This is a genomic window from Enterobacter sp. DNB-S2 (assembly GCF_019443845.1).
GTDB classification, from domain to species: domain Bacteria; phylum Pseudomonadota; class Gammaproteobacteria; order Enterobacterales; family Enterobacteriaceae; genus Enterobacter; species Enterobacter asburiae_B.
The window spans coordinates 2048564-2069895 of sequence record NZ_CP050520.1 but is presented as its reverse complement, the minus strand read 5'-3'; the positions used below and the strand labels follow the sequence as shown (position 1 = coordinate 2069895).

At 58.6% G+C, this 21332-nt stretch carries 21 protein-coding genes, 1 pseudogene and 1 riboswitch; of the genes and pseudogenes, 10 read left to right on the top strand and 12 right to left on the bottom strand.

Going from position 1 to position 21332, the window contains the following annotated elements:
• Window positions 1-193 precede the first annotated feature (193 nt).
• From cecR to HB664_RS09780, 5 genes are read left to right on the top strand one after another with little or no spacing between them, the layout of a single operon-like run.
• Window positions 194-871: a transcriptional regulator CecR gene (cecR, locus tag HB664_RS09800; protein WP_219940724.1), complete on the top strand. Its 678-nt coding sequence runs from the start codon at window positions 194-196 to the stop codon at window positions 869-871.
• Window positions 868-1863: a secretion protein HlyD gene (hlyD, locus tag HB664_RS09795; RefSeq protein WP_219940723.1), complete on the top strand. Its 996-nt coding sequence runs from the start codon at window positions 868-870 to the stop codon at window positions 1861-1863. The genes cecR and hlyD overlap by 4 nt, the downstream gene beginning before the upstream one ends.
• Window positions 1856-3595 carry an ATP-binding cassette domain-containing protein gene (locus HB664_RS09790; RefSeq protein ID WP_064672130.1) on the top strand — a complete coding sequence of 580 codons (1740 nt, stop codon included), beginning with the start codon at window positions 1856-1858 and terminating at the stop codon, window positions 3593-3595. Before hlyD ends, HB664_RS09790 begins: the two co-directional genes overlap by 8 nt.
• Complete coding sequence (locus HB664_RS09785) at window positions 3585-4718, top strand: ABC transporter permease (protein WP_219940722.1); 1134 nt, start codon at window positions 3585-3587, stop codon at window positions 4716-4718. Before HB664_RS09790 ends, HB664_RS09785 begins: the two co-directional genes overlap by 11 nt.
• 9 nt (window positions 4719-4727) lie before the next feature.
• Window positions 4728-5834, top strand: coding sequence for an ABC transporter permease (locus tag HB664_RS09780; protein WP_219940721.1), 1107 nt, complete (start codon window positions 4728-4730; stop codon window positions 5832-5834).
• Here the strand turns inward: HB664_RS09780 and HB664_RS09775 are convergent.
• On the bottom strand, window positions 5796-6206 hold the full coding sequence (locus HB664_RS09775; RefSeq protein ID WP_014883088.1) for a YbhQ family protein: 411 nt from the start codon (window positions 6204-6206) through the stop codon (window positions 5796-5798). The genes HB664_RS09780 and HB664_RS09775 overlap by 39 nt on opposite strands.
• Before the next feature lie 133 nt (window positions 6207-6339).
• Here HB664_RS09775 and HB664_RS09770 point away from each other — a divergent pair, with 133 nt between their 5' ends.
• The 3 genes from HB664_RS09770 to HB664_RS09760 are packed head-to-tail and all read left to right on the top strand — an operon-like array spanning window position 6340 to window position 9298.
• Window positions 6340-7101: an endonuclease/exonuclease/phosphatase family protein gene (locus HB664_RS09770; RefSeq protein WP_023334979.1), complete on the top strand. Its 762-nt coding sequence runs from the start codon at window positions 6340-6342 to the stop codon at window positions 7099-7101.
• Window positions 7098-8336 (top strand): cardiolipin synthase ClsB, encoded by a 1239-nt coding sequence (gene clsB / locus HB664_RS09765; protein ID WP_048979617.1) that lies wholly within the window; start codon window positions 7098-7100, stop codon window positions 8334-8336. Before HB664_RS09770 ends, clsB begins: the two co-directional genes overlap by 4 nt.
• On the top strand, window positions 8336-9298 hold the full coding sequence (locus HB664_RS09760; RefSeq protein WP_033144983.1) for a YbhN family protein: 963 nt from the start codon (window positions 8336-8338) through the stop codon (window positions 9296-9298). Before clsB ends, HB664_RS09760 begins: the two co-directional genes overlap by 1 nt.
• Before the next feature lie 100 nt (window positions 9299-9398).
• Here the strand turns inward: HB664_RS09760 and HB664_RS09755 are convergent, their stop codons facing one another.
• The 6 genes from HB664_RS09755 to moaA form a co-directional block, all read right to left on the bottom strand.
• Window positions 9399-10106: a Bax inhibitor-1/YccA family protein gene (locus HB664_RS09755; protein ID WP_033144982.1), complete on the bottom strand. Its 708-nt coding sequence runs from the start codon at window positions 10104-10106 to the stop codon at window positions 9399-9401.
• Window positions 10107-10170: 64 nt separating this feature from the next.
• Window positions 10171-10623: a molybdopterin synthase catalytic subunit MoaE gene (moaE, locus tag HB664_RS09750; RefSeq protein ID WP_219940720.1), complete on the bottom strand. Its 453-nt coding sequence runs from the start codon at window positions 10621-10623 to the stop codon at window positions 10171-10173.
• A gap of 1 nt (window position 10624) precedes the next feature.
• Window positions 10625-10870: a molybdopterin synthase sulfur carrier subunit gene (moaD, locus tag HB664_RS09745; protein WP_219940719.1), complete on the bottom strand. Its 246-nt coding sequence runs from the start codon at window positions 10868-10870 to the stop codon at window positions 10625-10627.
• Complete coding sequence (gene moaC, locus HB664_RS09740; protein ID WP_047650631.1) at window positions 10863-11348, bottom strand: cyclic pyranopterin monophosphate synthase MoaC; 486 nt, start codon at window positions 11346-11348, stop codon at window positions 10863-10865. The genes moaD and moaC overlap by 8 nt, the downstream gene beginning before the upstream one ends.
• Before the next feature lie 3 nt (window positions 11349-11351).
• Window positions 11352-11864: a molybdenum cofactor biosynthesis protein B gene (gene moaB, locus HB664_RS09735; protein WP_048979615.1), complete on the bottom strand. Its 513-nt coding sequence runs from the start codon at window positions 11862-11864 to the stop codon at window positions 11352-11354.
• Between the two features lie 24 nt (window positions 11865-11888).
• Window positions 11889-12878 carry a GTP 3',8-cyclase MoaA gene (moaA, locus tag HB664_RS09730; protein ID WP_064672124.1) on the bottom strand — a complete coding sequence of 330 codons (990 nt, stop codon included), beginning with the start codon at window positions 12876-12878 and terminating at the stop codon, window positions 11889-11891.
• A riboswitch (molybdenum cofactor riboswitch) is annotated at window positions 12866-12999 on the bottom strand. It overlaps the preceding gene by 13 nt.
• A gap of 225 nt (window positions 13000-13224) precedes the next feature.
• Between moaA and yvcK the strand changes: the two genes are divergently transcribed.
• The gene (gene yvcK / locus HB664_RS09725; protein WP_039261383.1) at window positions 13225-14133 is read left to right on the top strand and encodes a uridine diphosphate-N-acetylglucosamine-binding protein YvcK; all 909 of its coding nucleotides are present in this window, start codon (window positions 13225-13227) and stop codon (window positions 14131-14133) included.
• A gap of 72 nt (window positions 14134-14205) precedes the next feature.
• On the opposite strand, the gene uvrB is transcribed toward yvcK, so the two are convergent.
• The gene (gene uvrB, locus HB664_RS09720) at window positions 14206-16221 is read right to left on the bottom strand and encodes an excinuclease ABC subunit UvrB (protein ID WP_029742168.1); all 2016 of its coding nucleotides are present in this window, start codon (window positions 16219-16221) and stop codon (window positions 14206-14208) included.
• 752 nt (window positions 16222-16973) lie between these two features.
• On the opposite strand from uvrB, the gene HB664_RS09715 reads away from it, so the two are divergent.
• Window positions 16974-17696: an ABC transporter ATP-binding protein gene (locus tag HB664_RS09715; protein ID WP_058841692.1), complete on the top strand. Its 723-nt coding sequence runs from the start codon at window positions 16974-16976 to the stop codon at window positions 17694-17696.
• Here HB664_RS09715 and bioD read toward each other — a convergent pair.
• The 4 genes and pseudogenes from bioD to bioB all read right to left on the bottom strand — a co-directional run bounded on the left by bioD (window position 17659) and on the right by bioB (window position 21287).
• Window positions 17659-18360 carry a dethiobiotin synthase gene (gene bioD / locus HB664_RS09710; protein WP_219940718.1) on the bottom strand — a complete coding sequence of 234 codons (702 nt, stop codon included), beginning with the start codon at window positions 18358-18360 and terminating at the stop codon, window positions 17659-17661. The genes HB664_RS09715 and bioD overlap by 38 nt on opposite strands.
• A complete protein-coding gene (gene bioC, locus HB664_RS09705) occupies window positions 18353-19108 on the bottom strand; it encodes a malonyl-ACP O-methyltransferase BioC (RefSeq protein WP_219940717.1) in 756 nt (251 codons plus the stop codon). The genes bioD and bioC overlap by 8 nt, the downstream gene beginning before the upstream one ends.
• On the bottom strand, window positions 19092-20249 hold the full coding sequence (bioF, locus tag HB664_RS09700; RefSeq protein WP_219940716.1) for an 8-amino-7-oxononanoate synthase: 1158 nt from the start codon (window positions 20247-20249) through the stop codon (window positions 19092-19094). The genes bioC and bioF overlap by 17 nt, the downstream gene beginning before the upstream one ends.
• Window positions 20246-21287 (bottom strand): annotated as a pseudogene (gene bioB, locus HB664_RS09695) (biotin synthase BioB). The gene bioF and the pseudogene bioB overlap by 4 nt, the downstream one beginning before the upstream one ends.
• Window positions 21288-21332 lie beyond the last annotated feature (45 nt).

The window sequence follows — 21332 nt, the reverse complement described above, 5'->3', positions numbered from 1 at the left end:
GCCCCGACCATCACAGGTGTAGTTTTCAGGGAGATATAACGAATAGGGGAGGACAAAAACCACAATGTCGCGAAGGAGCGGAGTGTAGCAGCTTTTGTGACGTGGCGCATAAAATATCCCTCAGCGTTCCCTCGACGTTAGCGTGAATCAGGCATAATCTTAATCAATCGATTGATTAATTCTTAATGCCGCCATGAATACAATACCCACAACAACCAAAGGTGAACAGGCTAAAAATCAGCTTATCGCCGCCGCGCTGGCGCAGTTTGGTGAGTACGGGCTGCATGCCACCACCCGCGATATTGCCGCGCTGGCCGGGCAGAACATTGCGGCGATTACCTACTATTTTGGCTCAAAAGAGGATTTATACCTCGCCTGCGCCGAGTGGATCGCCGATTTTATCGGCACGCAGTTTCACCCGCACGTTGAGGAAGCCACCGCGCTGCTCGGCCAGCCGTCGCCCGATCGCGCCGCCGTTCGCCAGCTTATTCTCAATGCCTGCCACGATATGATCCGCCTGCTCACGCACGACGATACGCTCAACCTGAGCAAGTTTATCTCCCGGGAGCAGCTCTCCCCGACCGTCGCCTACCAGCGGGTACACGATCGGGTGATTGAGCCAATGCACTCGCACCTGACCCGGCTGATCGCCGCCTATACCGGGCGGGACGCCAGTGATACCGAGACAATTTTGCATACCCACGCCCTGCTGGGGGAAATTCTTGCCTTCCGTCTGGGCAGGGAAACCATCCTGTTACGCACCGGCTGGACACAATTTGATGAGGATAAAGCCGCGCAGATTAGCAAGGTGATCGCCTGTCACGTCGATCTGATCCTGCAAGGCTTAACGCAAAGGAGCCTGAAGTCATGAAAAAACCTGTCGCCATCATTCTGGTGGTTATTGTTTTGCTTGCCGCCGGAGTCGGTGGATGGCTGTGGTATCAGAGCCATCAGGATAAAGGCCTGACGCTGTACGGCAACGTGGATATTCGCACGGTGAACATGAGCTTCCGCGTGGGCGGACGTCTCGCCTCGCTGAGCGTTGACGAAGGCGATGCCATTAAAAGCGGGCAGACGCTGGGGATGCTGGATAAAGCGCCCTATGAGAATGCGCTGCTGCAGGCCAAAGCGGGGGTGTCCGTCGCCCAGGCGCAGTATGACCTGATGCTGGCAGGCTATCGCGACGAAGAGATCGCCCAGGCCGCCGCTGCCGTTAAGCAGGCGCAAGCCGCCTATGACTACGCGCAGAACTTCTACGCGCGCCAGCAGGGGTTGTGGAAAAGCCGCACCATTTCCGCTAACGATCTGGAAAATGCGCGCTCGTCCCGCGACCAGGCGCAGGCAACGCTGAAGTCCGCGCAGGATAAGTTAAGCCAGTACCACACCGGTAACCGCCCGCAGGATATCGCCCAGGCGAAAGCCAGCCTTGAACAGGCGCAGGCGCAGCTGGCTCAGGCAGAGCTGGATCTGCACGACACTACCTTAATCGCGCCGTCTGACGGCATGCTGATGACCCGCGCCGTGGAGCCGGGCAGCATGCTCAGCGCGGGCAGCACCGTCTTAACGCTCTCCCTGACCCGCCCGGTCTGGGTACGCGCCTACGTTGATGAGCCGAATCTCGGCCAGATGCAGCCGGGCCGCGAACTGCTGCTTTATACCGACGGTCGCCCGGACAAGCCGTATCACGGCAAAGTGGGCTTTGTCTCCCCTACCGCCGAATTCACGCCGAAAACCGTTGAAACACCGGACCTGCGTACCGACCTCGTGTATCGCCTGCGCATCATCGTGACCGATGCGGACGACGCGCTGCGTCAGGGCATGCCCGTCACCGCAAAAGTAGACAACGGGGAACGACATGAATGACGCGGTTATTCAGCTCAACAATCTGGTTAAACGCTTCGCGGGAATGGACAAACCGGCCGTCGCGCCGCTGAACTGCACCATCCGGAAAGGCTATGTGACCGGGCTGGTCGGTCCGGACGGCGCGGGGAAAACCACGCTGATGCGGATGCTGGCGGGGTTGCTCAAGCCGGATGAAGGAAGCGCCAGCGTGCTCGGTCTTGACCCGATCGAGGATGACGGAGCCCTTCACGCCATGCTCGGCTATATGCCGCAGAAGTTTGGCCTGTATGAAGACCTGACGGTGATGGAAAACCTGAACCTGTACGCCGACCTGCGCAGCGTCACCGGCGAAACGCGGCAGAAAACCTTCGCGCGCCTGCTGGAGTTTACCTCCCTCGGCCCGTTCACCGACCGGCTGGCGGGCAAGCTCTCCGGCGGGATGAAGCAGAAGCTGGGGCTGGCCTGCACGCTGGTCGGCGAGCCGAAAGTGCTGCTGCTGGATGAGCCCGGCGTCGGCGTAGACCCGATTTCGCGCCGCGAACTGTGGCAGATGGTGCACGAGCTGGCGGGCGACGGGATGCTGATCCTCTGGAGCACCTCCTACCTCGACGAAGCGGAACAGTGCCGGGACGTGCTGCTGATGAACGAAGGCGAACTGCTTTATCAGGGCGAGCCGACGACGCTGACGCAGAGCATGGCCGGGCGCAGCTTCCTGCTGCACAGCCCGCAGGAGTCTAACCGCAGGCTGCTGCAGCGGGTGCTCAGGCTGCCGCAGGTCAGCGACGGGATGATCCAGGGCCGCTCGGTACGGGTGATCCTCAAAAAAGAGGCCACCGTCGACGATATTCGCCAGGCGCCCGGCATGCCTGAGATCGAGATGGAAGAGACCGCGCCGCGCTTTGAGGACGCGTTTATCGACCTGCTGGGCGGCGCGGGTACCTCAGAGTCGCCGCTTGCCGCCATTTTGCATACGGTGGAAGGCACGCCGGGCGAAACGGTGATTGAAGCCAAATCCCTCACCAAAAAGTTCGGGGATTTCGCCGCCACCGACAACGTCAACTTTGCGGTGAAGCGGGGGGAAATTTTTGGCCTGCTCGGACCGAACGGCGCGGGAAAATCGACCACCTTTAAGATGATGTGCGGCCTGCTGGTGCCGACGTCCGGCAAGGCGCTGGTGCTGGATATGGACCTTAAGGTCAGCTCCGGCAAGGCGCGCCAGCATCTCGGCTATATGGCGCAGAAGTTTTCCCTGTACGGCAACCTGACGGTCGAGCAGAATCTGCGCTTTTTCTCCGGCGTGTACGGCCTGCGCGGGCGGGCACAGAACGAGAAAATCCGCCGCATGAGCGACGCCTTCGCCTTAACCAACATTGCCTCCCACGCCACCGACGAGCTGCCGCTCGGCTTTAAGCAGCGGCTGGCGCTGGCCTGCTCGCTGATGCACGAGCCGGATATTCTGTTTCTTGATGAACCCACTTCTGGCGTTGATCCCATTACCCGCCGTGAGTTCTGGCTGCACATCAACAGCATGGTGGAAAAAGGCGTGACCGTGATGGTGACCACCCACTTCATGGACGAGGCGGAGTACTGTGACCGCATCGGGCTGGTGTATCGCGGCAAGCTGATTGCCCACGGTACCCCGGACGACCTGAAAAACCAGGCCGCCGACGATGAGGTTCCGGATCCGACCATGGAGCAGGCGTTTATCACCCTCATCCACGACTGGGATAAGGAGAATGCCCATGCGCAGTAATGCCATTTCCTGGCGCAGGGTGCGCGCGCTGTGCATTAAAGAGACGCGGCAGATCGTGCGTGACCCCAGCAGCTGGCTGATTGCAGTGGTGATCCCCCTGCTGCTGCTGTTTATCTTTGGCTACGGCATTAACCTGGACTCCAGCAAGCTGCGGGTCGGGATTTTGCTGGAGCAGCAGAGTGAGGATGCGCTGGACTTTACTCACGCCATGACCGGATCGCCCTACATTGACGCCACTATCAGCGATAACAGGCAGGAGTTGATCCAGAAAATGCAGGCCGGGAAAATTCGCGGCCTGATCGTCATTCCGGTGGATTTCGCCGCCAATATGGCGCGGGCGGATACCGACGCGCCGATCCAGGTGATTACCGACGGCAGCGAGCCAAACACCGCCAACTTTGTACAGGGCTACGCGGAGGGGATCTGGCAGCTGTGGCAGATGCAGCGCGCGGAGGACCGGGGTGAAGAATTTAAACCGCTGATCGACGTGCAGACGCGCTACTGGTTTAACCCCGCCGCCATCAGCCAGCACTTTATTATTCCGGGCGCGGTGACGATTATCATGACGGTGATTGGCGCGATCCTGACCTCGCTGGTGATTGCCCGCGAGTGGGAGCGCGGGACCATGGAGGCGCTGCTCTCTACCGAAGTGACGCGCGTCGAGCTGCTGCTGTGCAAGCTCATCCCCTACTATTTCCTCGGCATGCTGGCGATGCTGCTCTGTATGCTTGTCTCAGTCTTTATCCTCGGCGTGCCGTATCGCGGCTCGCTGGTGGTGCTGTTTTTTATCACCAGCCTGTTTTTACTCAGCACGCTGGGCATGGGGCTGCTCATCTCCACCATCACCCGCAACCAGTTCAACGCCGCGCAGGTGGCCCTCAACGCCGCCTTTTTACCGTCGATTATGCTGTCCGGGTTTATCTTCCAGATAGACAGTATGCCTGCGGTGATCCGCACCGTGACCTATGTTATTCCGGCGCGCTACTTTGTGAGCACGCTGCAAAGCCTGTTCCTGGCGGGGAATATTCCGGTGGTGCTGATCGTCAACACGCTGTTTTTAATGGCGTCAGCGGCGATGTTTATTGGGTTGACGTGGATGAAAACCAAACGGCGACTGGATTAAGGAGCGAACATGTTTCACCGATTATGGACGTTGATACGCAAAGAGCTGCAATCCCTGCTGCGCGAGCCGCAAACCCGCGCCATTCTGGTCTTGCCGGTGCTGATCCAGGTTTTACTGTTCCCGTTTGCCGCCACCCTTGAGGTGACCAACGCCACCATTGCCATTTACAACGAAGATAACGGCAAACATTCCGTCGAGCTGACGCAGCGTTTTGCCCGTGCAAAAGCCTTTACCCACATCCTGCTGCTGAAAAGCCCGCAGGAGATCCAGCCCATCATCGACACGCAAAAAGCGCTGCTGCTGGTGCGGTTCCCGGCGGATTTTTCCCGCAATCTGGATACCTTCCAGACCGCGCCGATGCAGCTGATCCTCGACGGGCGTAACTCCAACAGCGCCCAGATAGCGGCCAACTACCTGCAGCAGGTGGTGAAGGATTACCAGCAGGAGCTGATGGACGGCAAACCGAAGCCCAACAACAGCGAGCTGGTGGTGCGTAACTGGTACAACCCGAACCTGGACTACAAGTGGTTCGTGGTGCCGTCACTAATCGCCATGATAACCACTATCGGGGTGATGATCGTGACTTCCCTTTCCGTCGCCCGCGAGCGCGAACAGGGCACGCTGGACCAGCTGCTGGTCTCCCCGCTCGCCACCTGGCAAATTTTCGTCGGCAAAGCGGTCCCGGCGCTGATCGTCGCGACGTTTCAGGCCACCATCGTGCTGGGGGTGGGAATTTGGGCCTATCAGATCCCGTTCGCCGGTTCGCTGGCGCTGTTTTACTTCACGATGGTCATTTACGGGCTGTCGCTGGTGGGATTTGGACTGCTGATCTCGGCGCTCTGCTCGACGCAGCAGCAGGCGTTTATCGGGGTGTTCGTCTTTATGATGCCCGCGATTTTGCTCTCGGGGTATGTTTCACCCGTCGAGAACATGCCGGTGTGGCTTCAGGATCTGACGTGGGTAAACCCGATTCGGCACTTTACGGACATCACCAAGCAAATCTATCTGAAGGATGCGAGTCTGGATATTGTCTGGGGAAGTTTGTGGCCGCTACTGGTCATAGCGGCCACGACGGGCTCAGTGGCGTACGCGATGTTTAGACGCAACATTGCGTAGCTTTTTCTCTTTGGTCAGCAGCGAGACCACCGCAGGCCCTGCGAGGATAGCCAGACCGGCCAGGGCCAGCAGCAGGTTGTTTTGCAGCACGCGCGACAGCAGCCAAAGCACAATCATCGCCGCGCCAAAATACCAGGTGGTGGTGAGCTCTTCGAGCACATCACCCACCTCGCGCCAGCGCGCTTCATGGTGGCGCTGTAAGAACAGCATCGACAGCACGGTGACGCCATAAAGGACGCATAGCCCCAGGCCAACACGCACCAGCGTGCCGCTCATCCAGCCCATCACCAGTACGGCCACGACCAGTAAATGCAACATTATCTGCCAGCAACTCAGGCCAGTTGCGACACGAACACGTTGTTGCCACTTCATGGCTTCTCTCCTGAAGGATTTTTCTCTGCTTAATCAGACTACCGCACTTTACGGAAAATTCCGTAACGCCGCATCTTTTTGTGACGACGACTACACTTTATTTTCATTGGGATAGTCACTCAGGAAGGAGCTTATGACTCAAAAAATGCAGCATTTCTCGCTTAAGGTGCTGACGATAAACATTCATAAGGGCTTCACAGCATTTAACCGCCGCTTCATTTTACCGGAGCTGCGCGACGCGGTACGCACCGTCAGCGCGGATATTGTCTGCCTGCAGGAGGTGATGGGCGCACACGAAGTGCACCCGCTCCACTTTGAGAACTGGCCAGATACGCCGCACTATGAATTTCTGGCCGACACCATGTGGAGTGACTACGCCTACGGCCGCAACGCCGTCTATCCGGAAGGGCATCACGGAAACGCGGTGCTGTCCCGCTACCCCATTGAACATTACGAAAACCGCGACGTTTCCGTCGGGGAAAGCGAAAAACGCGGCCTGCTTTACTGCCGCATTACGCCGCCAGACCTCGAGCGACCTGTCCATGTCGGCTGTGTTCACCTGGGCCTTCGCGAAGCCCATCGTCAGGCGCAGCTGAAAATGCTGGCCGAATGGGCCAACGCGCTTCCCGAAGGTGAACCGGTGGTGGTAGCGGGCGATTTCAACGACTGGAGACAGAGGGCAAACCATCCGTTGAAAGTAGATGCCGGGCTGGAAGAGATTTTTACTCGCGCCAACGGCAGGCCTGCGCGCACCTTCCCGGTCCGTTTCCCGCTGCTTCGGCTTGACCGCATCTACGTGAAAAATGCCCACGCCAGCAGCCCGACCGCCCTGGCGCTCCTTAACTGGCGACATCTTTCCGACCATGCCCCGCTCAGCGCGGAGATCCACCTATGAAATGTTCCTGGCAGGAAGGCAACCGAATCACGCTGCTGGTCAACGGGGACGAGTATTATCCGGCCGTGTTTAAAGCGATTGACCATGCACAGCAGAAGGTGATCCTCGAAACCTTTATCTGGTTCGAAGACGACGTCGGCAAGCAGCTGCATGGCGTGCTGCTGCGCGCCGCCCGGCGCGGCGTCAAAATTGAAGTGCTGCTTGATGGCTATGGCTCGCCGGATCTCAGCGATACGTTTGTGAATGAGTTGACCGCTGCGGGCGTGGTGTTCCGCTACTACGATCCCGGCCCTCGCCTGTTCGGCATGCGCACCAATCTTTTCCGCCGGATGCATCGCAAAATAGTGGTGGTGGACGAGACGGTGGCGTTTGTCGGCGGCATTAACTACTCCGCTGAGCATATGTCCGACTACGGCCCGGAGGCGAAGCAGGACTACGCTATTCGCATTGAAGGCCCGGTGGTGCAGGACATCTTACTGTTTGAGCTGGAGAACCTGCCGGGTAAAGAGGCCGTTCGCCGCTGGTGGAGACGCCGCCATCGCCCGGAAGAGAACCGGAAGCCCGGCGAAGCGCAGGCCCTTTTCGTCTGGCGGGATAACGGCGAGCACCGGGACGACATTGAACGTCATTATCTCAAGATGCTCGCCAACGCGAAGCGCGAAGTGATTATTGCTAACGCCTACTTTTTCCCCGGCTATCGTCTGCTGCACGCCATGCGCAATGCGGCCCGGCGCGGGGTACGCGTGAAGCTGATTGTGCAGGGCGAGCCGGATATGCCGATTGTCAAAGTGGGCGCACGCCTGCTGTATAACTATCTGGTGAAGGGCGGCGTACAGATCTACGAATATCGCCGCCGACCGCTGCACGGCAAAGTGGCGCTGATGGACGATCACTGGGCCACCGTGGGTTCCAGTAATCTCGATCCGCTGAGCTTATCGCTCAATCTCGAGGCTAACCTGATCATTCACGATCGCCAGTTTAACCAGACCCTGCGGGATAACCTGCAGGCGCTGATCGTTAACGACTGCGTGCGCGTGGACGAATCCATGGTTCCCAAACGCACCTGGTGGAATCTGGGCATCAGCGTGGTGGTGTTCCACTTTCTGCGTCATTTCCCGGCCATGGTCGGCTGGCTGCCGGCGCATACGCCTAAGCTTGCGCAGGTGGACCCGCCGGTACAGCCCGAAATGGAAACCCAGGACCGTATTGAAGCGGAAGACGGAGGCAAACCCTGATGTCGAAATCGCATCCGCGCTGGCGGCTGGCAAAAAAGATCCTGACCTGGCTGTTTTTTATTGCGGTCGCGGTTCTGCTGGTGGTCTACGCGCAGAAAGTTGACTGGGAAGAGGTGTGGAAAGTCATCCGCAACTATAACCGGATGGTGCTGCTGGGCGCTGTGGGGCTGGTTATTGTCAGCTACCTGATGTACGGCTGTTATGACCTGCTGGGCCGTGCTTACTGCGGCCACAAGCTGGCCAAACGTCAGGTTATGCTGGTGTCGTTTATCTGCTACGCCTTCAACCTGACGCTGAGCACCTGGGTCGGCGGCATTGGCATGCGCTATCGCCTCTACTCGCGGCTCGGACTGCCGGGCGGGACCATCACGCGCATTTTCTCGTTAAGCATCACCACCAACTGGCTGGGCTATATTTTGCTCGGCGGGGTGATCTTCACCATCGGCGTGGTGCAGCTGCCCGCGCACTGGTATATCGATGAGGCCACGCTGCGCATTCTGGGCATTGTGCTGTTGCTGATTATCGCCGTTTATCTGTGGGCCTGCGCCTTTGCCAGACGCCGCCATATGACCATTAAAGGGCAAAAGCTGGTGCTGCCCTCGTGGAAGTTTGCGGTGCTGCAGATGGCCGTCTCCAGCGCCAACTGGATGGCGATGGGGGCCATTATCTGGCTGCTGATTGGCGAGGACGTCAATTACTTCTTCGTGCTGGGCGTGCTGCTGGTGAGCAGTATTGCGGGCGTGATTGTGCATATTCCGGCGGGGATCGGCGTGCTGGAGGCGGTGTTTATCGCGTTGCTGGCCGGGGAGCATGTCTCTCAGGGAACGATTATCGCCGCACTGCTGGCGTACCGCATGCTGTATTACTTCCTGCCGTTGGCCCTGGCAACGGTGTGTTATCTGGTGCTGGAGAGTCGGGCGAAAAAGCTGAGAGCGAAGAACGAGAAGGCGTTAGCGAAATAAAAGCAAAACGGCAACCTTGTTGCCGTTTTTAGTGTTTGTTCCCTCTCCCACGGGAGAGGGTCAGGGTGAGGGCACCAGACCGCATCCCGGCAAAACAACCTTAGCGACGGTTGCCGAAAATCCGCAGCAGCATCAGGAACAGGTTGATGAAGTCCAGATACAGCGTCAGCGCGCCCAGAATCGCGTATTTGCGCAGGTTCGAACTGTCGCGTACGTCGATCTGCTCGCCGATGTTTTTCAGCTTCTGGGTGTCATACGCCGTCAACCCAACGAAGATCACCACCCCGATGTAGGTCACGGCCCACATCAGCGCGTCGCTCTTCAGCCACAGGTTTACCAGCGACGCCAGCACAATCCCGATCAGCCCCATAAACAGCATGCTGCCGAAACCGCTCAGATCGCGCTTCGTGGTGTAACCGTACAGGCTCATCGCACCGAACATCCCGCCGGTGACCACGAAGGTGCTGGCGATGGAGGAGTAGGTGTAAACGATGAAGATACTGGAAAGCGTCAGCCCGGTTAGCGCCGAATAGAGCATAAACAGCGTAGTCGCCATTCCGGCACTCAGCTTTTGCACCAGACCAGAAAGCACAAACACCAGCGCCAGCTGCGCGATAATCAGCCCAAAGAAGGTGATTTTGCTGGAGAAGATAAACATCATCAGTTCAGGCGTGTTCGCCGCATACCACGCGATAAACGCGGTAAGCAGCAGGCCAACCGTCATCCAGCCGTACACCTGAGCCATATACGTCTGCAGGCCGCTACGGGTCTGCTGTACTATTGAATCGGAACGCGGAAATCGGTCCATGATTCACTCCTGATTAAGATTAAGTAGACACACACGTTAAGATTAACACATCCACGTAAACCGACTACCAACGGCTGGCGGCTTGTTTATCGCTGTCGCGCGATTCTACCCAGCGGTCACCTTCCGGCGTGGCTTCGCGCTTCCAGAACGGCGCTTTGGTTTTGAGGTAATCCATAATGAACTCCCCTGCCGCAAACGCGCTGCTGCGGTGCGCGCTGGTCACCCCGACGAAGACAATCTCCTCGCCAGGCCACATCTCGCCGATGCGGTGAATAACCGTGACGCGGCCAAGCGGCCAGCGGCTTCTCGCCTCGTCGACAATCTCCGCCAGCGATTTCTCGGTCATCCCCGGATAGTGCTCCAGCGTCAGCGCCTTCACGCTGTCACCGAGGTTGTGGTTGCGCACCTTGCCGGTGAAAGTGACGACCGCGCCGTCCTCATCGCGTTCCGCCAGCCAGCTGTATTCGGTCCCCACGTTAAAACGTTCGGGACTCACCAGAATTCGGGTTTCAGCCATCTTAGCCCCCCGTAACCGGAGGGAAGAAGGCCACTTCATCGCCCTCCTTCAGCGGATGGGTGAATTCCACCAGCGTCTGGTTAACGGCGGCCAGCAGCTTGCCTTCGTCGAGCGCCAGCGCCCAGCGGTCGCTTTGTGCCGCCAGATGCGCTCGCAGGGTAGCGACGTTTTCGAAGGACGCATCCAGCGTCAGGCTGTCGGTATTCACCAGCTCGCGCACCTGCGCAAAAAAGAGCACCTTAATCATGGCTGTCCACCTTAAAATCACCGGATTTGCCGCCGCTTTTTGCCAGCAGGCGAACCGGGCCAATCACCATATCTTTCTGCACCGCTTTGCACATGTCGTAGATGGTCAGCGCGGCGACTGAGGCCGCCGTCAGCGCCTCCATCTCCACGCCGGTTTTGCCGGTTAAGCGGCAGAGTGACTCAATGCGCACGCGATTATGCTCCGGCTGTGCCTGCAGGTTCACTTCCACCTTGCTCAGCATCAGCGGATGGCACAGCGGAATGAGCTCCCAGGTCCGTTTGGCGGCCTGAATACCGGCGATGCGGGCGGTGGCAAAGACGTCGCCCTTGTGATGGCTGCCGTCGATAATCATCGCCAGGGTCTCCGGCAGCATGGTGACAAACGCTTCCGCGCGCGCCTCGCGCACCGTTTCAGCTTTGGCGGAGACGTCCACCATATGCGCTTCGCCGGCGGCGTTAATGTGGGTCAGTTGTGACATAGCTTATTTCTTTAAATGGGGATGGAAATTACACGGACGGGTACGGGCATCCAGCTGCGGGGCGATGATGTTTTCCCACGCGGTGCGGCAGGCTTTGGTCGAGCCCGGCATAGCGAAAATCAGGGTTTTGTTAGCCACCCCGGCAATGGCGCGCGACTGGAGCGTGGAGGTACCAATCTCTTCAAAGGAGAGCATGCGGAAAACTTCGCCGAAGCCTTCTACCTCGCGGTCGAACAGCGGGATCAGCGCTTCGGGGGCCTGATCGCCTGCGGTAAAACCGGTGCCGCCGGTGATCAGCACCACCTGCACCTCATCACTCGCAATCCACTGCGAAACCTGAGCGCGAATGGCGTAGCGGTTCTCCTTCACGATCGCTTTATCGACGATGTGATGCCCCGCGTCATGGGCCGCCTCGCGCAGCCAGTGGCCAGAGGTATCATCCTCTTCGCCACGGCGGTCGGAAACGGTAAGGATAGCAATGCGTGTCGGGATAAATTCTGCGCTTACCTGACTCATCTTCTGATTCCTTCTTAAGCCTGATTACCCGCCGATGTAGGACAGGTTCTGAGTAATACCGGTATTGCCCTGATGCAGGAAGTGGGTCTGTTTTTTATGCGTCAGCGCGTCAGAAATGCGTGCTTCAAGCGCGGCCTGCTGCGCATCGTCTTCCAGCAGATCGCGGAGATCCACGCCGCCGTCGCCGAACAGGCAAAGATGGAGCTTGCCAACGGAGGAGACGCGCAGGCGGTTGCAGCTGGCGCAGAAGTCTTTCTCATAGGGCATGATAAGCCCAATCTCACCTTCGTAATCCGGGTGGCAGAAGACCTGCGCCGGGCCGTCGCTGCGCTGGCGGATTTGATGGATCCAGCCGCGTTTCAGCAGCTCGTCGCGCAGCACCATGCCGGAGATGTGATGGCGACGAAACAGCTCGCTGCCCTCGCCGGTTTCCATCAGCTCAATAAAACGCAGCTGTATAGGGCGGGATTTGATCCACGCCAGGAAGGTATCGAGCTGGTGATGGTTCACATCACGCATCAGCACCGTGTTGACTTTGACCTTCTCGAACCCGGCCGCAAATGCCGCGTCGATGCCGTCCATGACCTGCTGAAATTTATCCTGGCCGGTAATGGCGTGGAACTGACGGGCATCCAGGCTATCGACGCTGACGTTGATCGCCGTCAGCCCCGCATCGCGCCAGTTCGCCACGTCACGCGCCATGCGGTAACCGTTGGTGGTCACCGCAATCTGGCGGATGCGTTCGTTTTCACGCACGGCGGCAATGATGTCGGGGAAATCGCGGCGCAGAGAGGGTTCTCCGCCGGTCAGACGCACTTTTTCGGTGCCGAGCTCAGAGAAAGCGCGCGTGACGCGGCGCACTTCATCCACGGAGAGAAAGCCGTTATTGGTGACGCTGCCCGGTTTGTAGCCATCGGGCAGGCAGTAGGTGCAACGGAAGTTGCACACATCGGTAATCGACAGACGTAAGTAATAAAACTTACGCGCGAAAGCATCAGTAAGTTGTGAAGCCATGTACACCTTTCCAGATCGGGAGGCACAGTCATTTCTTTCTGTACCCTGGTGGCAAATTCGCCACGGCCAGAGCGCCATATCTTTCGACACAGGCACAAGGGCTAGAGTGTATGTTTTCAATTTTGAAAACGTGGTTAGGGCGATAGTAGCGCGGAAATTCTGACGACGCCATTATCGCCTCACGCTATATAATTATCTATATAGCGAATCGTTCCTGCATTTTCGCTACAGAATACCTAAAAACCGCATTTTCACATTGATATACGTCATTTTGCATCGGGTGAGGCATCGTCTTTTAGGGGTAGTTAGGTTACTGTTACGCGATCGAACGTGATAAGGAATACGTATGCGCAATCGCACTTTTGCGGATCTTGACCGAGTGGTCGCTCTTGGCGGAGGACACGGCTTAGGCCGGGTTATGTCCTCTTTGTCGTCACTCGGCTCAAGGCTGACAGGGATAGTAACTACCACCGACAACGGCGGCTCAACCGGGCGCATTCGTCGTGCCGAAGGCGGCATTGCCTGGGGAGATATGCGCAACTGCCTGAACCAGTTAATTACCGAGCCGAGCGTCGCGTCGGCGATGTTTGAGTACCGTTTTGGCGGTAATGGCGAACTTTCCGGACATAACCTCGGAAATTTGATGTTAAAGGCGCTCGATCACCTGAGCGTAAGGCCTCTGGAAGCCATCAACTTAATCCGTAATCTGCTCAAAGTGGACGCATTCCTGATCCCCATGTCAGAACAACCGGTAGACTTGATGGCCATCGACGCCGAAGGGCATGAAGTGTACGGCGAAGTGAATATCGACCAGCTCATCCTGCCGCCAACGGAGTTAATGACCTATCCGAGCGTGCCCGCCACGCGAGAAGCGGTGGAGGCCATCGGGGAAGCGGATCTTATCCTGATCGGTCCGGGCAGTTTTTATACCAGCCTGATGCCAATTCTACTCGTAAAAGAGCTGGCTCAGGCGCTGCGCCGAACCCCTGCCCCGATGGTTTACATCGGTAACCTGGGACGTGAACTGAGCCCCGCGGCGGCGAGCCTGTCGCTGGCTGACAAACTGGAATTAATGGAGCATTACGTCGGCAAGAAAATCATTGACGGCGTAGTCGTGGGCCCAAAAGTGGATGTGTCAGGGATTGGCAATCGTCTGGTGGTGCAGGAGCCGCTGGAGGCCAGCGATATCAAGTACCGCCACGATCGTCACCTGCTGCGCGAGGCGCTGGAGAAGGCGATTCAGGCGCTGGGTTAGGTTCGTTTTGTGCGGCCTGTTGCCCTCACTCCTGCCCTCTCCCACGGGGAGAGGGAGAAAACAACGCTTTACTCACGATGCCGCGATGAAAAGATCCCGCAGCTGATGAAGCTGGTCGCGGATCTGCGCCGCCTCTTCGAACTCCAGATTCTGCGCGTGCTGCATCATCTGCCCTTCCAGCTCGTGGATTTTCTGCTGCAGCGCTTTCGGCGTCAGCACGACGGTATCCTCTTCCACCACTGAACGCGCCTTGCCGCGACCCTTCGCTTTGGTTTTGGCAATGTTCTGACCCAGCGCCAGAATATCCACCACCTTCTTGTTCAGCCCCTGCGGGGTAATGCCGTGCTCTTCGTTGTAACGCTGCTGTTTCTCGCGTCGGCGCTCCGTTTCGCCAATCGCTTTCGCCATCGACGGGGTGATTTTGTCACCGTACAGAATCGCTTTACCGTTGACGTTACGCGCGGCACGGCCGATGGTCTGGATCAGGGAGCGTTCAGAACGCAGGAAGCCCTCTTTGTCCGCATCCAGAATCGCCACCAGCGAGACTTCCGGCATGTCCAGACCTTCTCGCAGCAGGTTGATCCCCACCAGCACGTCAAACTCGCCCAGACGCAGATCGCGGATAATCTCCATGCGCTCCACGGTGTCGATATCCGAGTGCAGATAACGTACCTTCTCGCCGTGCTCTTCGAGATACTCGGTGAGGTCTTCCGCCATACGCTTGGTGAGCGTGGTGACCAGCACGCGCTCGTTGATGGCGGAACGGGCGCGGATCTCAGAGAGCAGATCGTCCACCTGCGTGGCCACCGGACGAACTTCAATAATTGGGTCGAGCAACCCGGTCGGACGCACAACCTGATCGACAACGTCTTCACCGGATTTCTCCAGCTCGTAGTTGCCCGGCGTGGCCGAGACGTAAATGGTTTGCGGCGCTAATGCCTCAAACTCTTCAAACTTCATCGGACGGTTATCCAGCGCTGACGGCAGGCGGAAGCCGTACTCCACCAGCGTCTCTTTACGCGCCCGGTCACCGCGGTACATCCCGCCGATCTGCGGGATCGTGACGTGGGATTCGTCGATCACCAGCAAACCGTCTGCCGGCAGGTAATCAAACAGCGTTGGCGGCGGCTCGCCCGGCCCGCGTCCGGAGAGGAAGCGCGAGTAGTTTTCAATGCCGGAGCAGTAGCCCAGCTCGTTCATCATCTCAAGGTCGAACTGGGTACGCTGGCTGAGGCGCTGCTCTTCCAGCAGCTTATTGTTCGCCAGCAGCACCTTACGGCGCTCGGCCAGCTCCACTTTGATCTCTTCCATCGCCTGCACGATACGCTCGCGCGGCGTAACGTAGTGCGTTTTCGGGTAGATGGTAAAGCGCTGGATCACTGACTCAACGTGTCCGGTCAGCGGGTCGAAGAGCGACAGGCGTTCAACCTCTTCGTCAAACAGCTCGACGCGCAGCGCCATATCGTCCGATTCCGCCGGGAAGATGTCGATCACCTCTCCGCGTACGCGGAAGGTGCCGCGCTGGAACGCCTGATCGTTACGGGCGTACTGCAGCTCTGCCAGACGGCGGACGATGGCGCGCTGGTCGATAATCATCCCCTGCGTCAGGTGCAGCATCATCTTGAGATAGAGATCCGGATCGCCCAGACCGTAGATCGCGGAAACCGATGCGACGACGACCACATCGCGACGCTCCAGAAGCGCCTTCGTGGCCGACAGACGCATCTGCTCGATGTGCTCGTTCACCGAGGCATCCTTCTCGATGAAGGTGTCAGAGCTCGGTACGTAGGCTTCAGGCTGGTAGTAGTCGTAGTAGGAGACGAAATACTCCACCGCATTTTCCGGGAAGAACTCTTTCATCTCGCCGTAAAGCTGTGCGGCCAGGGTTTTGTTGGGTGCCAGCACCATCGTTGGACGCTGGAGATCCGCAATCACGTTGGCGATGGTGAAGGTTTTACCCGAGCCGGTTACCCCCAGCAGCGTCTGGTGCGCCAGCCCGTCTTCCAGCCCCTCTTCCAGACGACGGATCGCCTCAGGCTGATCGCCAGATGGACGGAAAGCTGAATTCAATTTGAACGGTTTACTCATGGGCGACGACCTGATGACGTTATAAGCGGCAGGTGAGTAATTTTACTCGTTGTTGCCAGGAATGCCAGTAAAAAACACTGGATGAAAAACCAGTAGCATGTCAGGATATTTAGCATAGCGCCTGAATGATTAGCGCGATAGCGGCCAAAATTTGGACTGTGACAATATAAAACACCAGTCAGGTCAGGTTATCCCCAGAACTTTTTCTTTTTTAACATTTGTCAAGCCAGGTAATGATAGTTTTGTGGCAACGGGTGACACTTTCATGACGGGAATTGCTTTTATCTAAGCAGTTAAATAATAAACGATATTTTCTAAAGCCGCGTTTCGCGCCAATTTGGGCGTAAGCCGCGTCTTCTCTCGCTTATCGCGTGTTTTCTAACTCTAATGCACATGGTTATCCACAGGAATAGTGGATAACTGCTTCCAGCCCATACAGACTGGCGCTCGGCAAATTCCCGGTTTTTCCCACGAGACGGCAGTAAAAAATTTTTATAGCTATTTTTTGATGATTAACAGTTGCGTCATTCATAACCAGTCGATGAGATCTTGCTCACATTTTCATCATTTTGGGTTCTGCACCACAACTCACCACCTGCAGCACCGTCGCTGTGCAATCCGGTTTTTTATAAACCGCTTTCTGGTGATTCATTCCTAAAAAAGCCGTTTTTTTGAACACTTTTCGGTTTCTGGCAGGGGTTTTGCAGATTCAAACACGAGCCTCACCTACACACATTTTTAAGGAGAAAAAGATGTTGAGTCTGCGTGCTGTGAATCAGTTTTACGGAAGCCAACATACGCTATGGAACGTGAATTTGGATTTTCCGCAAGGGATGTGTACAGGCGTCGTTGGCCTGCCGGGGATGGGGAAAACCACCCTCATGAATTGCATCGCCGGGAGAGTGCCCGTTGAAAGCGGCAGCATCATCTGGCACGAGGCGGGCGCGCCGCCGCGCGATTTGCTTAACCTGCCGCCAGAACAGCGCTCAGGACCGGGAATAGGCTATGTCCCGCAGGACAGGCGGATCTTCTCCCAGCTAACGATTGAGGAGAATCTGCATATCGCCATGCGGGCGATGGGGAAACCCAACCCGGAGGCGAAAAGTGACGTTTACGACCTGTTTCCGGCGCTCTACGCATTGCGGCAGGCCCGCGCCAATACGCTCTCTCCGGACGATCAGTATCAGCTGGCGCTGGCTAACGCGCTGGTGAACCGCCCGAACCTGCTGATCCTCGATGAGCCCCTGCACGGCGCAGGACACAGCTTCGCCCAGAAGCTGGGGCAGCTGCTGGCGCGCTTAAACCGGGAGTTAGGTATGACGGTGCTATTAGCGGAACAGCAGCTGTCGTTTATCCGCCGGGTTGCGGACCGTTTCTGCATGCTCTATCGCGGGCGTAACGTGGCGCAGGGCCACGTTAACGAACTGGATGACGAGCTTATCGCGCACTGGATGTCGCGGGAAGCAAGACGCTGAGATCGAGATAACGCCCGGTGTCGGCATTTTCCGCGCCGTCAGCAAGCCAGGGAATTTTCCCGAGGCACGGGGCGGGAAGTACGCGCCTGAGCGTCGCCAGATACTCCTGGTGTCGTTTACCCGGCGCAACCACGTCGTTGGCTATCCAGCCCGCCAGCGTCAGCCCGGCCTGCTGGACGGCCTGCGCGGTCAACATGGCGTGATTGATGCAGCCCAGCCTGACGCCGACGACCAGAATGACCGGAAGCTGCTCGGCCTGCACCCAGTCAGCAAACGTCTGCGTCTCCGAAAGCGGCGTAAACCAGCCGCCTGCACCTTCCACCAGCACCCAGTCGGCATGGCTTTCCAGCGTCCGTAACCCGGCTGACAGCACGGTGAAATCAATCGGACGACCTTCGTCAGCGCTGATGATGTGCGGCGAGGTCGGTTCGGCAAAGGTGTACGGATTGACCGCTGAATAGGCGAGTTCAAGGGTGCTGTTACGCTGGAGCGCCAGCGCGTCGGTGTTGCGTAACCCTTCCGCCGTCATCTCGCTGCCGGAAGCAACGGGCTTATACCCGGCGGTGTTTTTTCCGAGCAGTCGTGCCGCCTGCAGCAGCGCCGAGCTGGCCACCGTTTTGCCCACTTCCGTATCCGTGCCGGTAACAAAATAACGTTCAGTCACGTTCGATAATCCCATGAAAAAGTTGATAAGAGAGCGGGAAATGTCCCCGCTGCTGCGGCCAGGCCAGCTCCAGACGCTGCAGCTGGCCCCGGGTCAGCGGTTTTTTCTCCCGTCCGGCGTGCAGATGCGTGGCGCCGATGCCCTTCAGCGAACGCATGGCGCTGAACGCATCGCTAAAATTGAGGGTGATAGTCTGCACCGTGCTGCGGTAGCGCCAGCCTGCCAGCGCCTGCATGACCTGCTCATGCGATAAAAAGCGGTTAGCGTGCGGCTGCTCATCCACCGCTTTCCACGCCTGATTCAGCTCCGGCAGCGAGCTTTCCAGCAGGGTGGTAAAGGCCACCTTCCCGCCCGGTCGCGCGACGCGATAAAGCTCGCGCAAGGCCTGCGGCAGGCTGCTGCACCACTGGACCGCCAGATGACACCAGACCAGATCGAACTGCGCATCCGCCAGCGGGATCGCCTCGATATCCGCCAGCAGATAATGGTCCGCGGCCTGCCGCTGTCGCGCCTCGTCGAGCATCTGGTCCGAGAGATCGATAGCCGTGACCTGGCTTCCCGCCCCGCGCCAGTAGCGGCTGTTGCTGCCGGGACCACAGCCCGCGTCCAGCACCTGCGGAAAGCGGTTGTCGCCAAGCGCGGCCAGAAGCCCCTCCGCGCTCTGACGCTGCAGCTCATCGTGCTGCGAATAGCTCTGCGCGGCCCGGCCAAATGCCGCCGCAACGGCCTGCTTATTCACCGGCGTCATGGAGCGCCTCCAGCAGCGTCTGGATATCCCGAGCGTCATGCGCCGCCGTCAGGGTTAAACGCAGCCGCGCGGTGCCCGGCGGGACCGTTGGCGGGCGAATGGCGGTCACCCACATGCCGCGCTCGCGCAGCGCCTGTGCCAGCGCCAGCGCGCGACCGTTTTCGCCGACAATCACCGGCTGGATGGCGCTTTGCGAATCGGGACTGTGGAAGGGCAGCGCCGCTAACCCCTTGCGGAAGCGGGAGATATGCTCTGCCAGCCGCTGACGACGTTCATCCCCTTCTGCGCTGCGGATCACCGCCAGCGACGCAGACAGAGCCACGGCCTGCGCCGGGGGCATGCTGGTGCTGTAGATCAGGTGTCGGGCAAACTGCAGCAGATAGTCGGCGACGGACTCGCTGCACAGCACGGCGGCGCCGCTGGCGCCAAAGCCTTTGCCGAAGGTGACGATCAGCAGCTCGGGCTTCACGTTTTGCTGGTATGTGCTGCCGCGACCTTCGTCACCCATTACGCCAATGCCGTGGGCATCGTCGACCAGCAGCCAGGCGTTTTGCCGCTTTGCTGCCTCGTGCAGCGCGGCAAGCGGCGCGCTGTCGCCGTCCATGCTGAACACCCCTTCCGTAACCGCCAGCTGTTGTCCGTCGCAGGGTTTATCCAGCAGCGCGGCGAGCTGCCCCGCATCGTTATGGGCAAAGCGGCGCAGCTGCGCCGGGCTTAAACTTGCCGCCTCCAGCAGCGAGGCGTGGCTCAGGCGGTCGGCGACAATACGGTCCTCTTTTCCCATCAGGGCGGTAATGACCGCCTGATTGGCGGCAAAGCCGGAGATGAACAGCAGCGCGCGCGGGTAGCCGAGCCAGTCGGCAAGCGCCTCTTCCAGCGCCTGATGCGCCGTGGTGTAGCCGCTGACGTGTCCCGAGCCGCCGCTGCCCACGCCAAACCGCTCCGCACCCTGCTGCCAGGCGCGGATGATGGCCGGATGCTGGCTCAGCCCGAGATAGTCGTTGCTGGAGAAATTACAAAACTGCCGCCCCTCGCGGGTAAGAAAACGGCCCGCGCCGTTTTCCACCACCCTGCGAACGCGAAACGCCTCTGCCGCCCGGCGTTCGTCCAGCGCGGTATTTATTCGTGCCTGCCAGGTCATACGGCTGCCGCGTTGTAGAACTGGTCGGTGTCGGCGTTGAAAATCTGCTGCTCCAGCTGCTGCTGTTGCTCGTTATCGCCCGTCAGCACTTCGGTTTGATGCGGGTTAAGCCCCAGCTTGCGGAACAGCTGAACGTCTTTGTCCTCTTCCGGGTTCGGCGTGGTCAGCAGCTTGCAGCCGTAGAAGATGGAGTTGGCTCCGGCCATAAAGCACATCGCCTGGGTCTGCTCGTTCATCTGCTCGCGACCGGCAGAGAGGCGCACGAAAGAGGTCGGCATCATGATGCGCGCCACCGCGATGGTGCGAATAAAATCAAACGCATCCACGTCGTCGTTATCCGCCAGCGGCGTTCCCTTAACCTTCACCAGCATGTTGATCGGCACGCTTTCCGGCGGGGTCGGCAGGTTTGCCAGCTGCAGCAGCAGGCCCGCCCGGTCTTTCACCGTTTCGCCTAAGCCGACAATACCGCCGGAGCAGACCTTGATCCCCGGCGTCACGCACTTTATCCAGCGTGTCCAGACGCTCCTGATAGGTCCGCGTGGTGATGATGTTGCCGTAAAACTCCGGCGAGGTGTCGAGGTTATGGTTGTAGTAGTCCAGCCCCGCCGCAGAGAGGCGCTGCGCCTGCTCCTCGTTCAGCGTGCCGAGCGTCATACAGGCTTCGAGGCCCATCTCCTTCACGCCCTTCACCATCTGCTCCAGATACGGCATGTCGCGATCGTGCGGGTTCTTCCACGCCGCGCCCATGCAGAAGCGGGTTGAACCGGCGTTTTTCGCCTTGCGCGCCGAGTCGAGCACCTGCTCCACCTCCATCAGCCGTTCGGATTCCAGGCCGGTTTTGTAGCGCGCGCTCTGCGGGCAATATTTGCAGTCTTCAGGACAGGCACCGGTTTTGATCGACAGCAGCGTGCTGACCTGAACATGGCGCGGATCGAAGTGCTGACGATGCACCTGTTGGGCTTCGAACATCAGCTCAAGGAAAGGTTTGTTGAATAATTCAGTGACTTGCGACATCGTCCAGCGTGCGTGGTGAGCCATCGGGCTTCTCCAAAGGGTTTTGTTAATTTTCGGTTCGGTTTATAC

What these genes read in the sequence shown, in the direction of transcription:
- cecR (WP_219940724.1), top strand. Translation starts at nt 194, where the DNA reads ATGAATACAATACCCACAACAACCAAAGGTGAACAGGCTAAAAATCAG.
- hlyD (WP_219940723.1), top strand. Translation starts at nt 868, where the DNA reads ATGAAAAAACCTGTCGCCATCATTCTGGTGGTTATTGTTTTGCTTGCC.
- HB664_RS09790 (WP_064672130.1), top strand. Translation starts at nt 1,856, where the DNA reads ATGAATGACGCGGTTATTCAGCTCAACAATCTGGTTAAACGCTTCGCG.
- HB664_RS09785 (WP_219940722.1), top strand. Translation starts at nt 3,585, where the DNA reads ATGCGCAGTAATGCCATTTCCTGGCGCAGGGTGCGCGCGCTGTGCATT.
- HB664_RS09780 (WP_219940721.1), top strand. Translation starts at nt 4,728, where the DNA reads ATGTTTCACCGATTATGGACGTTGATACGCAAAGAGCTGCAATCCCTG.
- HB664_RS09775 (WP_014883088.1), bottom strand. Translation starts at nt 6,206, where the DNA reads ATGAAGTGGCAACAACGTGTTCGTGTCGCAACTGGCCTGAGTTGCTGG.
- HB664_RS09770 (WP_023334979.1), top strand. Translation starts at nt 6,340, where the DNA reads ATGACTCAAAAAATGCAGCATTTCTCGCTTAAGGTGCTGACGATAAAC.
- clsB (WP_048979617.1), top strand. Translation starts at nt 7,098, where the DNA reads ATGAAATGTTCCTGGCAGGAAGGCAACCGAATCACGCTGCTGGTCAAC.
- HB664_RS09760 (WP_033144983.1), top strand. Translation starts at nt 8,336, where the DNA reads ATGTCGAAATCGCATCCGCGCTGGCGGCTGGCAAAAAAGATCCTGACC.
- HB664_RS09755 (WP_033144982.1), bottom strand. Translation starts at nt 10,106, where the DNA reads ATGGACCGATTTCCGCGTTCCGATTCAATAGTACAGCAGACCCGTAGC.
- moaE (WP_219940720.1), bottom strand. Translation starts at nt 10,623, where the DNA reads ATGGCTGAAACCCGAATTCTGGTGAGTCCCGAACGTTTTAACGTGGGG.
- moaD (WP_219940719.1), bottom strand. Translation starts at nt 10,870, where the DNA reads ATGATTAAGGTGCTCTTTTTTGCGCAGGTGCGCGAGCTGGTGAATACC.
- moaC (WP_047650631.1), bottom strand. Translation starts at nt 11,348, where the DNA reads ATGTCACAACTGACCCACATTAACGCCGCCGGCGAAGCGCATATGGTG.
- moaB (WP_048979615.1), bottom strand. Translation starts at nt 11,864, where the DNA reads ATGAGTCAGGTAAGCGCAGAATTTATCCCGACACGCATTGCTATCCTT.
- moaA (WP_064672124.1), bottom strand. Translation starts at nt 12,878, where the DNA reads ATGGCTTCACAACTTACTGATGCTTTCGCGCGTAAGTTTTATTACTTA.
- yvcK (WP_039261383.1), top strand. Translation starts at nt 13,225, where the DNA reads ATGCGCAATCGCACTTTTGCGGATCTTGACCGAGTGGTCGCTCTTGGC.
- uvrB (WP_029742168.1), bottom strand. Translation starts at nt 16,221, where the DNA reads ATGAGTAAACCGTTCAAATTGAATTCAGCTTTCCGTCCATCTGGCGAT.
- HB664_RS09715 (WP_058841692.1), top strand. Translation starts at nt 16,974, where the DNA reads ATGTTGAGTCTGCGTGCTGTGAATCAGTTTTACGGAAGCCAACATACG.
- bioC (WP_219940717.1), bottom strand. Translation starts at nt 19,108, where the DNA reads ATGACGCCGGTGAATAAGCAGGCCGTTGCGGCGGCATTTGGCCGGGCC.
- bioF (WP_219940716.1), bottom strand. Translation starts at nt 20,249, where the DNA reads ATGACCTGGCAGGCACGAATAAATACCGCGCTGGACGAACGCCGGGCG.